Consider the following 12383-nt stretch of genomic DNA (forward strand, 5'->3'; position numbering starts at 1 on the left):
GCCATGCATCTACGATAGCCGCCCGCCCAGCTTAGAGCAACTCGGTGTCGTCGTGCGAATAGGCCGGCGCGCAGCAGCACAGGATGTGCAGCGGCGCGTGGCCGGTGTTGGCGATGCAGTGTGGCGTGCCCGGTGCGATAGCGATGCTGTCGCCGGGCGCGACGGCAAATTCGTTATCGCCCAGCGTCATCAGGCCTTGGCCTTGGGTGATGTGATAAATCTCTTCGGTCAGGCGGTGGCGGTGCAGCAAGGTCTTGCCGCCCGGTGGCACGATGGCTTCGGCCAGGCTCTGGTTTTTAACGGCGTGCTGCGTCGGATGCAGCAGTTCGCGAATCTCCGAGCCGTCCTTCGTGATGTAGGCCGTGACGTCCGGGTAGCGAGTATGGACGCTCACTTGCCACCCCAGGGCTGGATCGGCACGGTGGAAATGGCGTTGGCCGGTGCGCCCTCAATCAGCTTGCGGCTGAGCGCCAGATAGACCAGCACATTGCGCTTGGTATCCATGAAGCGGCTGACCCGGGTTTCCTTGAAGATCAGCGAGGTGTCTTCGCTGAAGATCACCTCGTTTTCCGGCAGCTTGGCAGGCAGCGTGATCGGCCCGATCTGGCGGCAGGCCAGCGAGAATTCGGAAGGGTCCTGTGCCAGTCCGAAGCTGCCCTTGACGCCGCCGGTGCGCGCCTGGCTGATGTGGCAGGTGACGCCGGGAATGCGCGGGTCGTCGAAGGCATAGACGCAGACGCGGTGGTTGGCGCCGATCAGCTTCCAGGCCGTGGTGACGCAGCCGATTTCCTCGTCGGCAGCCGCCGGCAGGGCGGCGAACAGCAGGGCAGCAGCGAGCGGGGCGAGCAGGCGACGCAATAAGGGCATGGCAAATCCTAGGCTAGGGTTGGGCCGCCATTATCGCAGGTCGCCCGCATCACCGCTCAGGGCTTGGCGCCGGCGGCCAGCGCTTCGGCCATGGCGCGCAGGGCGCGTATCTGCACGCCGTCGCGTTCGGCGTAGCGGCTGTCCGTATAGCCCCACCAGTCCCAGCAGCCATTCGGGTTGGTGCCGGGGATGGAAACGGCCTGCGGAAAGAGCACGACCAGCCGGTTGTTGTCGGCCCAACGCAGGTAGCCAGCATTGCGCACGAAGGTCGTGCCGTAATACAGCCCGCCGCCCGGCGGCGGTTTCAGCGGCAGGAAGCTCTGGCCCTGCTTGCAGCCGTGCAAGGCGATGTGCAGCCGGCAGGGTTCGCCGCGGGCGCAGGTCGGCGGCACATAAACCCAGCCGCTGCGGTCCATGCCGCTGCTCCACAGGAAATTGCCGGCCTGGGTGAGGTACGGCGTCTGGTCGAATTCGATCAGCTGGCCTTTCGGTTTGCTGCTGGCGGCGCCCTTGAGCGGGCCGTAGATGCCTTCGAGCAGCGTCTTGGCTCCGTCGAAGCCGCATTTTCCGATGTAGGGCGTGTCGGTCACCGCACAGGCGGCGCCGTAGCTCGGTGTCGGCATGGTGTGGCCGGCCTTGGGCAGCGGCACCGATTTTACTTGGGCGGCCGGGATGCCCAGCGCACTATAAAAATTGACCAGTTGCTGCGTGATGGCCGCCGGCACCAGGCTGTCCTTGCCGCCCGAGAGAATCACCACGTTTTGCTTCGCCAGCTGGGCCGGATCGTCGATGCTGCCGGCGGCGCCACGTTGGCGGACGAGGTCGAGCAATTTGGGCACGTCGGCGCTGTCGGTATCGACCCGGCAGGCCAGCAAGGGCTCGCCGGTGCAGGAGCAGAGCGTGGTGGCGCGGAATACGTCGTCGCGGGCGCACGCGTAGGGGCCGGCGGCAACGATGCCGGCGCCACGCACGATGCTCGAATTGGCCACCTGGAATTGCACGGCCATGAAACCGCCGGAGGAAATGCCCGAAACCGAGGTCTGGCTCAGGTCGATATTGAGCGGCGGCAGGGCGGGCAAGGTGTCGGCCTGTACGGTAATGGCGAGTAGGCCGAGGGCGACACCAACAAGACGGGGCTTCCAGGGAGTCATGGCAATCCTCCTTCAAAAAGGCGCTCCAAAATTAGGGCGTATTCACAGTAACCGGCGGAACTGCGTTTGCTGGCACGGGAGGGGCGTCAAGGCGCGAGGGGCAGGGAATGGCGTTCCATTCCTAAGCCGAGCAACGCCGACGACCGCCCGAGCCAGCAAACCCGAAGGGCAAGGGTTTGGCGGGGCGCATTGCCGCCTTGCCGCCCGCTTGTGCAGATCACTGCACGGCGCGAGCGGCGCCTTGCACTGCCTCCCCGCCAACCCCTTGCGCAGCCCGTCGCTTACTGTGAATACGCCCTATAGCATGGATTCATGACAATTATATATTTTTGACCGGGAGCGGCTCCATCTTGCCAACGTATTTGGTCAGGATCTTGAAGGTGTCGCGGTCGAATTGCGGGCGGCCGTTGTCCAGCAGTTCGGTCAGTTCATCATCCGATTTGGCCGTGCCGAGATAGCGCCAGCCTTCGATCAGGTGGGCTTCGTCGCCCTCGCGGATGATGGCCGGGCCGGGGAAGGGCCAGGAGACGAGCTTTAGGCTGGTCAGCGCCGTCATCAGGCGCATGGTGTGCTTGGCGTAAGGCTCCTTGCCGACACAGGCGCCCTTGCAGCGGCGAATCTGGAAACCGAAGCAGGGCTTGCCCGGCGCGGCTTTCTGCAGACCGAGCAGGATGTCGCACAGGTTGTGCGATTCGGCCAGGCCGCGCAGCGCCTCGTTGGCTTCCTTGCTGTTCTTGAACAGGCCGTAGCACGAGGTGCCGATGCCGAATTCGAGGTCGCGCGCCCAGGCGAGTTGCGGGCGGAGCAGGCCTTCGCCTTCGTCGACCAGCGTCCAGGTGCACACCTCGTCGTTCTTGCGCAGCATGCGGTTGTGGGTCGGAAGCAGTTCCTTGACCAGGGCCGATTCCTTGAGCAGCGCGCCGATCTCGCCGGCCGTTTCGATCCAGGTGATGCGTCGCACCTGCTGGGCCAGCGCCATTTCCTTGCTCGAGCGCACGTCGGCCGAGAAGTGCGAGAGCACGCGGGTGCGGATGTTCTTGGCCTTGCCGATGTAGATCGGCAGCTCGTTCTCGCCATGAAAGAGGTAGACCCCCGGCGTTTCCGGTAGCTCATCGACCACCGTCGGGTCGAGATTGGGCGGCAGGCTGGGGCGGGCGTTCTGTTTCTTCAGGGCAGCCTCGATTTCCTCGCTGCTGCGGTGCACATGGATTTTTTGCCAAAATTGGTGGATGAGCTGGGCGTCGGCCAGCGCCCGGTGGCGGCCCTCGGCATGCAGGCCGTGGCGCTCGATCAGGCTGTCCAGGTTGTGGCGATGGTGCTCCGGATACAGGGCGCGCGAAAGCTTCACCGTACACAACACGTTGGCCTTGAAATCGACCCCCAAGCGTTTGAATTCGGTTTTCAGGAAACCGTAGTCGAAGCGCGCGTTGTGGGCGATGAACAGCCGGCCGTGCAGACGGCGCAGCGCCTCGTCGGCGATGGCTTCGAAGGGTGGTGCATCGGCCACCATGTCATTGCTGATGCCGGTGAGCTGTTCGATGAAGGGCGGAATCCGCATGCCCGGATTGACCAGTTGCTGCCACTCGCGCACCGAACCATCTTCATCGACTTCGACGATGCCGATTTCGGTGATGCGGTCATGGGTGGCGGTGGCGCCGGTGGTTTCCAGGTCGACAAAAGCTAGGGAGCGCATGGCCGCGATTTTCTCACGTCCGGGCCGGTGCCGGGGCGATCAGACTTCGGGTGCCCTGAATTGCTCCAGCAGCCAGGCCTTGAAGCGCTCGGGCGCGGGGCGCAGCGGGGTGCGTTTGGGATGCACGACGTAATACCCGGTGGACAGCGGCAGGCGATGCGGGAAGGGTTCGATCAGTGTGCCGGCCGCCGTTTCCTCGCCGGTGACCAGGCGGCTGGTCATGACCAGGCCCTGGCCGCGGCAGGCGGCGTCGATGGCGAGCAGCGCCTGGTCGAAGTGGATGGCGGGAATGCCACGCACCTGTTCCGCCCGCAGGCTGGAGAAGCGCTCCAGCCAGGTCGGCCAGTGCGGGTGGTAAGTCGTGTTGAGCAGGGTGCAGCGCAGGATGTCCTCCGGCTGGCGGATATTGGCCCGCCGGGCGTAATCCGGGCTGCAGTAGACGCGGGCGTCGTCGGTGGCGAGCAGGGTGGCGTCGAGTTCAGGCGCGTGGCCGTCGAAGTAGCGGATGGCCAGGTCGACCTGTTCGCTGTCGAAATCGACCAGGGCGGTCGAAGAATTCAGGTGCAGCTCGGTATCCGGGTATTGGGTCAGGAAGTTGGCCATGTGCCGGGTGAACCACTTGGCGGCGAAGGTCGGCGGCATCGACAGCCAGACGCCGGTACGCCGGCCGTCCTTGAGCGCGCCGCTGGCGTCGCGAATCTGCACCAGCGCCGGCTGAATGCGCTTCCAGTAGATCAGCCCCTCGGGCGTCGGCTCCACCTGACGGATACGGCGAACGAACAGCGTCACGCCGAGCCAGGCTTCCAGTTTCTGGATCTGCTGCCCGACCGCGCCGGGAGTCACGAACAATTCCTTCGCTGCCATAGAAAAACTGTTGGTGCGCATGGCGGCATCAAAGGCAATCAGCGAATTAAGTGGCGGGTAGCGGTCCATGGTGCAGAAAAACTATCGTATGGCACAAATATTATCAGTTGTCGTCATAAGCACATGCCGAAATAATTTAAGGCAGAAAAAAAAGGAGAGCGGCATGTTCAGAAGTCTGCAGCACCCCGGCGTTCTTGCCATCACGCTGGCGGCGGCCGGCATCCTGATGGTGACCATGGGCATTCGTCAGTCCTTTGGCCTGTTCATCAGCCCGATGGATACGTCGACCGGCCTGGGCGTGGCGACCATCAGCTTTGCGCTGGCCGTCGGCCAGTTCACCTGGGGTGCCATTCAGCCGGTGGCCGGCGCGGTGGCCGATCGCTATGGCCCGCGCCCGGTACTCATGGCAGCGCTGATCATCCTGGCCATCGGTTGCGCTGTGACGCCCTTCGTGCAGAGTGGTTTTGGACTGGCGCTGACCTTCGGCCTGCTCGCCTCGATGGGTTCCGGCGCCGGCAGCTTCTCGGTGCTGATCGGCGCGGCAGCGCAGCGTCTGCCGCTCGAATCGCGCGGTGGGGCCTCGGGCGTGATCAACGCCGGCGGCTCATTTGGCCAGTTCATCTTCGCCCCGATCAACCAGAAGCTGATCCAGAGCATCGGCTGGATGAACAGCCTATGGGCCATGGCCATCATTTCCCTGGCCGCCATCCCGCTGGTGAACAAGCTGACTGGCAAGCAGACGGCGCCGCATCCGCATGTCGAAGGCGACCAGGGGCTGCGCCACGCTGTCACCACCGCCCTGAAGAACCCGAGCTACTGGCTCCTGCACGCCGGTTTTTTCACCTGCGGCTTCCACATCGCCTTCCTCGTCACTCACCTGCCGGGTGAGGTCAATCTGTGCGGCCTGCCGGCTTCGGTCGCCAGCTGGTCGCTGGCCATCATTGGCCTGTTCAACATCGTCGGCAGCATCTACGCCGGCGCCTGTGTCGGCAAGTACCGCAGCAAGTACATCCTGGCCGCCATGTACGGCTCGCGTGCCGTGCTGGTCGCCATCTACCTGATGCTGCCGCGAACCGACTGGACCTTCTACGCCTTCGCCGCTGGCCTCGGTTTCACCTGGCTGGCCACCGTGCCGCCCACGGCCGCCATCGTCGGAAAACTGTTCGGCACGCGCTACCTCGGCACGCTGTTCGGTCTGACGCTGCTGTCGCACCAGGTCGGCGGCTTCCTCGGTGCCTGGCTGGGCGGCCTGGCTATTACGCAATACGGCGACTTCACCTGGATGTGGTACGCCGACATGGTGCTGGCCGCTGCTGCCGCCCTGGTCAATCTGCCGATCCGCGAGGCACCGGTCGTACGCGCAGCAGCGCAGCCGGCTTAAAACCAAACCCCATCCCCATCTTTTCGCGGGGATGGGGAAATAAAAGCAACACCAATCAAAAACCATAAAAGGAGACAGCACATGAGCAAATTGCGCCCCGAAGTCAGCATCGACATCCTCAATCAACGTGGCAAGGAGTACCTGCCCGGTTATCTCGGCATCGAGATCACCGAGCTGGCGCCGAATCAGTTGAAGAGCCGGATGCCGATCCAGAAGCTGCACATCGCGCCGAACGAGTTCCTGCACGCGGCGAGTGTGGTGGCGCTGGCCGATACCAGCTGCGGCTACGCGACCATCGCCCATCTGCCGGATGGGGCGCAGTCTTTCACCACCATCGAGCTAAAGAGCAACCATCTCGGCACGGTCACCGAAGGCGTGGTCAGTTGCGTGGCGACGGCGCAGCATCTCGGGTGCACGACGCAGGTGTGGGATGCCGTGGTCACCGACGAGGCCTCCGGCCGCAAGCTGGCGCTGTTTCGCTGTACGCAGATGATTCTGTGGCCAAAGTGAGATAACTGCCACTATCAGTAGTGGCTGATTAAGCATCTGCTACTACATTTAGTGTCCCGGCTGTTGACCTTCAATAGCCGCTGCGCATAAACTGCGCTTCGTTGATGGTTCCTTTCAGGGATTAAAAGGGAATCCGGTGCCGGGCCGTAAGGTCTGAAATCCGGGGCTGCCCCCGCAACTGTCATCGGCGAGCGTTTCGCCATTCTGGCCACTGGTTCTTACCGGGAAGGCGGACGAAACGCGCTGAGCCGAGAGCCAGGAGACCTGCCGCAACGTCCTTCCAACCAACGATGGGGCGGGGTGTCCCTGACGAAAGGTTTTGCGTGTTGCTGCTCGTTTTCGTTCGTGCGTCGTTTGCTGCCTTGGGCTTGGCCCGGGGTGACGTTCGTCGCGCGTCCGGCACGCTCTTTCGCTTCTCCGCCCCCCAATTCGGAGAATCGTCGTGTCCTCGAACGTCCTAGCGCGCATTTCTGATTACTCGGCCAGCGAATCGGCGCTCGCCGCCCTGCAGGTCATCCGCCGCAACGGCGCCGTCGTCGCCTTTCATCCCGAGAAGATATCGGTTGCGCTGACCAAGGCTTTCCTCGCCGTCGAGGGCAGCCAGAGCGCCGTGTCGTCGCGAGTACGCGAAGTCGTGGCCCGGCTGACTGACACCGTCGTCCGCTCGTTGACTCGCCGCTTGCCGGATGGCGGCACGGTGCATATCGAGGACATCCAGGATCAGGTCGAATTGGCGCTGATGCGCGCCGGCGAACACGACGTCGCCCGCGCCTACGTGCTCTACCGCGAACGCCGCGCCGCCGAGCGTGCCGCGCAGGCGGAAGTGCAGGGCGTGCCGGCGCTGCATGTGACGGTCGACGGCGAGCGCCGCCCACTCGACGTCGCCGCCTTGCTGAAAACCTGCGAAGCAGCCTGCGCCGGGTTGGGTGAGGGTGTCTCGGCCCGCACCATCCTCGACCACGCGCTGAAAAACCTCTACGACGGCGTCGCCCTGGCCGAGGTCAAGCAGGCGCTGATCCTCGCCGCGCGCACGCTGATCGAGCGCGAGCCTGGTTACAACTACGCCACCGCTCGCCTGCTGCTGGCCAGCCTGATGGACGAAGCCATCGGCCAGCCGGTGGCGCCGGAGGCCACTGCTGCGGTGTACCGCGAATATTTGCCAAAATTCATCGGCCAGGGCATCGCCGCCGAACTGCTCGACCCGCGCCTGAAGGATTTCGACCTCGACTGCCTGGCCGCCGCCCTCAAGCCGGAGCGCGACCACCTGTTCGGCTATCTTGGGCTGCAAACCCTGTACGACCGCTACTTCCTGCACATCGATGGCCGCCGCATCGAGCTGCCGCAGATCTTCTTCATGCGCGTCGCCATGGGGCTGGCGCTCAACGAGATCGACCGCGAAGCCCGCGCCATCGAGTTCTACGACCTGATTTCCAGCTTCGATTTCATGTGCTCGACGCCGACGCTGTTCAACAGCGGCACGCTGCACTCGCAGCTGTCGTCGTGCTACCTGACGACGGTGGCCGACGACCTCGAGGGCATCTACCAGGCGGTCAAGGAAAACGCGTTGCTGCAAAAATACGCCGGTGGCCTGGGCAACGACTGGACGCCGGTACGCGCGCTGGGCAGCCGCATCAAGGGCACCAACGGGCAGAGCCAGGGCGTCATTCCTTTCTTGAAAGTGGTGAACGACACGGCGGTCGCGGTGAACCAAGGCGGCAAGCGCAAGGGCGCGGTCTGTGCCTACCTCGAAACCTGGCACCTCGACATCGAGGAGTTCCTCGATCTGCGCAAGAACACCGGTGACGAGCGCCGCCGCACGCATGACATGAACACCGCCAACTGGATTCCCGACCTCTTTATGCAGCGCGTGCAGGCCGGCGGCGAATGGACGCTCTTTTCGCCCTCCGACGTGCCCGATCTGCACGACAAGTTCGGCGCCGATTTCGCCGCCGCCTACGAAGCCTACGAGGCCAGGGCTGCGGCCGGCGAGATCCGTCTGCACAAGAAGGTGTCGGCCGTGCAGCTGTGGCGCAAGATGCTGACCATGCTGTTCGAGACTGGGCATCCGTGGATCACCTTCAAGGATGCCTGCAACCTGCGCTCGCCGCAGCAGCACGTCGGCGTGGTGCATAGCTCCAACCTGTGCACCGAGATCACCCTGAATACCTCCGACGAGGAAACCGCCGTCTGCAACCTCGGTTCGGTCAATCTGCTGGCTCACCTGAAGGACGGCGCGCTCGACCAGGCCAAGCTGGCCCGCACCATCCAGACGGCCATGCGCATGCTCGACAACGTCGTCGACATCAACTTCTACGCCACGCCCAAAGCGCGCAACGCCAATCTGCGCCACCGCCCGGTCGGCCTCGGCATCATGGGCTTTGCCGATTGCTTGTACGAACTCGGCCTGGCCTACGCCTCGCCGGAGGCCGTCGAATTCGCCGACCGCAGCATGGAAGCCGTCTGCTTCCACGCCTATTGGGCCTCCACCGAGCTGGCCTGCGAGCGCGGCCGCTACTCCAGCTTTGCCGGCAGCTTGTGGGACCAGGGCATCCTGCCGCTCGACTCCATCGGCCTGCTCGAAGATGGGCGAGGGGAGGCCGTCGAGGTCGACCGCAGCATGCGCCTCGACTGGGCGGCCCTGCGCCTGCGCATCGCCACCCACGGCATGCGCAACTCCAACTGCATCGCCATCGCGCCGACCGCCACCATCTCCAACATCGTCGGCGTCTCGGCCAGCATCGAGCCGGCCTATCAGAACCTCTACGTCAAATCCAACCTCTCCGGCGAGTTCACCGTGGTCAACGAAGCCCTGGTGCGCGATCTGAAGGCGCTCGACTTGTGGGACGAAGTGATGGTCGCCGACCTCAAGTACTTCGACGGCTCGCTCGCCCGCATCGACCGCGTGCCAGAAGAACTGAAAGCCCGCTACGCCACCGCCTTCGAGATGGACCCGGTATGGCTGGTCGAAGCCGCCGCCCGCCGCCAGAAGTGGATCGACCAGGCGCAATCACTCAATCTCTACCTGGCGCTGCCCTCCGGCAAGAAACTCGACGAAATCTACAAGCTGGCCTGGAAACGCGGCCTCAAAACCACCTACTATCTGCGCACCCTCGGCGCCAGCCAGGCCGAAAAGGCCGGTGGGCGGGATGAGGCCGTGGCGCCGGAAGAGGCGGCGAAGTTTTGCTCGATTGACAATCCAGAGTGTGAGGCATGTCAGTGATGCAAAGAAAATCAATTCGACGGATTGCGGCGCAGGCTAACCCGGCTCGCCGGGTTAAGCACAGCGGCCGTAGCCACAATCCGGAGTGCGAGGCTTGCCAGTGAAATTCGTACATCTCCCGCATCCGTCATTCCCGCGAAGGCGGGAATCCAGAGGAGCACTCCTGGGTCCCCGCCTGCGACCGGAGGAAGTCCCTTTGGGACGCGGGGACGACGAAACAATTGGAGCGATTGCCGAGAATCAACAATGAAATACCACCTTAAAACCTTCCTCCTGCTCAGCCTCGCGCTGCTTGCCAACCTCGCCCAGGCGGCCGATTGCCCGCGCATCATCAGCCAGTCGCCCTACATCAGCCGGGCGCTGGAGTGGATGGGGCGGGGCGATTGCATCGTCGGCGTCAGCCGCTACGACCGCCTGCCGCTCTTCCACACCGGCGGCGTCATGGACCCGGATGGTGCGGCGATGGCCGATCTGGAGCCGGATGTCGTCATCTACTCCGAATGGACCAAGGAAGAAACCGTGCAATCGGCCACGCCGCATGGCGTGCAGGCCGTGCGCGTTGGCGGCTTCCGCGGCATGGCCGGGGTCGAGACCATGCTGCGCGAGGTCGGGCAGGCGGCCAAGGTGAATGACATCGACCGGCGCGTCGCCCAGTTCGCCACCGATTGGCGCCAGGCCGCCGCCCGGGTCGATAGCCGCCAGCGCCGCGTGCTGATCCTCTCGGCATGCAGCGATACGCCGTATTCCTTCGGCAAGGGCAGCACGCTGTATGAACTGTTCAGCGCTGCCGGCTTCGAGGTGTTAGCCGACCACGACAACATTCGCAACTTCAAAGCCGGTACGCCGAAGGGCGACGTTGCGGCCTGGATCAGCCAGCGCCAGCCAGATCTGCTGTTCGCGCTGCAGGACCGCAAGTCCGAAAGCTGCAATCCGGCCATCGCCAAGCCCGGCATTCCCATCCTGCCGCTGACCGGCGAGCACTTCACCCATCCCGGCCCCGAGTTGCTCAAGGGCCTGGAGGAGCTACGCCAGACCATGGCCGCCTTTGGCGCCTGAGCGAGAGTCGCCCATGAAAATAACGATCTCCCTCCGCCGCTGGCTGCTGGTTTTCCTGCTCCTGCCCCTGTGGGCCAGTGCCAGCGAAACGGCCTTGCCTGACGAAATTGGCGCCACCATGCAGGTGCACCGCAGCGAACGCGACGGTTTGTGGGAAAAGACCCTGATCGTCCGCTTTGCCGGCGAGCGCCGCGTGCTGTCGACCAGCGACGGCATGCTTGATGCGCAGGCGGCGATCAATCATGCGGCGCACCCTAGGCTCTGGCACAGCCTCGGCCGCGACAGCAAGGCCTACGCCGCGGAGGTGCGCGATGCCACGGCCGACCGTCTGCAACTGCCGCGTCAGGCACTGGCCCAGATGTCCACGGCCGCCGACATGGATAACCTCGCCGTCGTCACTCGGCGCTACGGCCCGCTCACCGTCACCGTGCTGGCCACGGCCGGCGCGCGCACCAACGCCATCCGCACCGGCGTCGATGCCGGGGCCTACATCGAAGGCCAGGTCAGTGCCACGCCGCCGGCCGGCACCATCAACATCATGGTGCTGAGCAACATCGCGCTCAGCGACGCTGCGCTGGCCCGCGCACTGATCACCGTCACCGAAGGCAAGACGGCGGCGCTCGAAGACCTGCGCGTGCCGAGCAGCTATACGAAGGACGTGCAAGCGACCGGCACCGGTACCGACAGCATCATCGTTGTTTCCGGCAACGCCGCACCGCGCGCCAGCTACACCGGTGGTCACAGCCGCATCGGCGAGCTGATCGGCAAAGCCACCTACGCCGCCGTGGTCGAGGCGCTGGGCAAGCAGAACGGCTTTTTCCTGCCCGGCAGCAAGCGTTTTGCCGAGGCCGCCAACGGCCCGGCCAAATCGGCGGGCGATCTGCGCCTAGCGCTGCTGCATCTCGACCCGGTGCCGGGCGACATCGCCGGCAATCGCGAGCGCATTGAAAACGGCATCCGCCAGGCCGTGCGCAACGGGGCCGATTGGGTGGTGACGCCGGAGCTGGCCGAAACCGGCTACAACTTCGCCAAGCGCGTCGGCACCGACTGGATCGCGCCTTTCCCCAGCGCCTGGGTCAGCACGCTGGCCGCCATCGCCCGCGACAACCAGGTGGCGCTCTTTGTCGGCGTGGCCGAGCGCGACGAGCGCAGCGGCAAGCTGCACAACAGCGTGGCGGTGATCGACCGCAGCGGCAAGGTGCTCGGCACCTACCGCAAGCAGCGCCCGGTCGGCAGTGCCGAAGCCTGGTCGCAGGCGGGCAGCGAAGGGCAGCCGTTTACGGTCGATGGCATCGCTGTCGGCACGCTGATCTGCGCCGATGCCTGGGCCGCCCAACCCGCCGCCCAACTGGCCCAGCGCGGCGCCGACATCCTGATCTCGCCGGCCAACTGGCCGCCGGTCGAAGGCATGGGGCCGGGCGATGTCTGGGAAAAGCGCTCGCGCGAAACCGGCCTGCCGATGGTCATCGTCAATCGCGGCGGCAAGGAGCCAGAACTCGACTTCTCGCGCGGCGAGAGCGCTGTCTCGGTCAAGGGCAAACGCCTGCACACCTTCACCGCCGCCGAAGGCGACATCTTTTACGTGGACTGGAACCGCAAGCAGCGCTTCCGCACCGTCCGTCCCAACTGAACCCAGGAGCC

Annotated in this window: 10 protein-coding genes and 1 riboswitch; of the genes, 5 read left to right on the top strand and 5 right to left on the bottom strand. The window is 64.7% G+C overall.

What is annotated here, in order from left to right; translation table 11 throughout:
* Positions 1-31: 31 nt before the first annotated feature.
* The 5 genes from WIF35_RS03075 to WIF35_RS03095 form a co-directional block, all read right to left on the bottom strand.
* Positions 32-394 carry a cupin domain-containing protein gene (locus tag WIF35_RS03075; protein ID WP_412480105.1) on the bottom strand — a complete coding sequence of 121 codons (363 nt, stop codon included), beginning with the start codon at positions 392-394 and terminating at the stop codon, positions 32-34.
* Positions 391-867, bottom strand: coding sequence for a CreA family protein (locus tag WIF35_RS03080; RefSeq protein ID WP_412480106.1), 477 nt, complete (start codon positions 865-867; stop codon positions 391-393). The genes WIF35_RS03075 and WIF35_RS03080 overlap by 4 nt, the downstream gene beginning before the upstream one ends.
* A 56-nt stretch (positions 868-923) precedes the next feature.
* Positions 924-2018 carry a poly(3-hydroxybutyrate) depolymerase gene (locus tag WIF35_RS03085; RefSeq protein WP_412480107.1) on the bottom strand — a complete coding sequence of 365 codons (1095 nt, stop codon included), beginning with the start codon at positions 2016-2018 and terminating at the stop codon, positions 924-926.
* 319 nt (positions 2019-2337) lie between these two features.
* Entirely contained in the window at positions 2338-3711 is a 1374-nt protein-coding gene (locus tag WIF35_RS03090) for an exonuclease domain-containing protein (RefSeq protein WP_412480108.1), read from the bottom strand.
* A 39-nt stretch (positions 3712-3750) separates the two neighbouring features.
* A complete protein-coding gene (locus tag WIF35_RS03095) occupies positions 3751-4644 on the bottom strand; it encodes a LysR substrate-binding domain-containing protein (protein ID WP_412480109.1) in 894 nt (297 codons plus the stop codon).
* A 94-nt stretch (positions 4645-4738) separates the two neighbouring features.
* Between WIF35_RS03095 and WIF35_RS03100 the strand changes: the two genes are divergently transcribed.
* The 5 genes from WIF35_RS03100 to WIF35_RS03120 all read left to right on the top strand — a co-directional run bounded on the left by WIF35_RS03100 (position 4739) and on the right by WIF35_RS03120 (position 12372).
* Positions 4739-5956 (top strand): MFS transporter, encoded by a 1218-nt coding sequence (locus tag WIF35_RS03100; protein WP_412480110.1) that lies wholly within the window; start codon positions 4739-4741, stop codon positions 5954-5956.
* 81 nt (positions 5957-6037) lie between these two features.
* Entirely contained in the window at positions 6038-6466 is a 429-nt protein-coding gene (locus WIF35_RS03105) for a PaaI family thioesterase (RefSeq protein ID WP_412480111.1), read from the top strand.
* Between the two features lie 88 nt (positions 6467-6554).
* Positions 6555-6753, top strand: a riboswitch (cobalamin riboswitch).
* A 155-nt stretch (positions 6754-6908) separates the two neighbouring features.
* Positions 6909-9686, top strand: coding sequence for a ribonucleoside-diphosphate reductase subunit alpha (locus WIF35_RS03110; protein WP_412480112.1), 2778 nt, complete (start codon positions 6909-6911; stop codon positions 9684-9686).
* A gap of 246 nt (positions 9687-9932) precedes the next feature.
* Positions 9933-10742, top strand: a complete 810-nt coding sequence (locus WIF35_RS03115; protein ID WP_412480113.1) for an ABC transporter substrate-binding protein — start codon at positions 9933-9935, stop codon at positions 10740-10742.
* Between the two features lie 13 nt (positions 10743-10755).
* On the top strand, positions 10756-12372 hold the full coding sequence (locus WIF35_RS03120) for an adenosylcobinamide amidohydrolase (protein ID WP_412480114.1): 1617 nt from the start codon (positions 10756-10758) through the stop codon (positions 12370-12372).
* The last annotated feature ends 11 nt before the right edge of the window (positions 12373-12383 follow it).

This window comes from Azonexus sp. IMCC34839 (assembly GCF_047047955.1).
GTDB lineage: Bacteria > Pseudomonadota > Gammaproteobacteria > Burkholderiales > Rhodocyclaceae > Azonexus.

Coding starts and splice junctions, on each gene's coding strand:
- WIF35_RS03080 (WP_412480106.1), bottom strand. CDS start 867: ATGCCCTTATTGCGTCGCCTGCTCGCCCCGCTCGCTGCTGCCCTGCTG.
- WIF35_RS03085 (WP_412480107.1), bottom strand. CDS start 2,018: ATGACTCCCTGGAAGCCCCGTCTTGTTGGTGTCGCCCTCGGCCTACTC.
- WIF35_RS03090 (WP_412480108.1), bottom strand. CDS start 3,711: ATGCGCTCCCTAGCTTTTGTCGACCTGGAAACCACCGGCGCCACCGCC.
- WIF35_RS03095 (WP_412480109.1), bottom strand. CDS start 4,644: ATGGACCGCTACCCGCCACTTAATTCGCTGATTGCCTTTGATGCCGCC.
- WIF35_RS03100 (WP_412480110.1), top strand. CDS start 4,739: ATGTTCAGAAGTCTGCAGCACCCCGGCGTTCTTGCCATCACGCTGGCG.
- WIF35_RS03105 (WP_412480111.1), top strand. CDS start 6,038: ATGAGCAAATTGCGCCCCGAAGTCAGCATCGACATCCTCAATCAACGT.
- WIF35_RS03115 (WP_412480113.1), top strand. CDS start 9,933: ATGAAATACCACCTTAAAACCTTCCTCCTGCTCAGCCTCGCGCTGCTT.
- WIF35_RS03120 (WP_412480114.1), top strand. CDS start 10,756: ATGAAAATAACGATCTCCCTCCGCCGCTGGCTGCTGGTTTTCCTGCTC.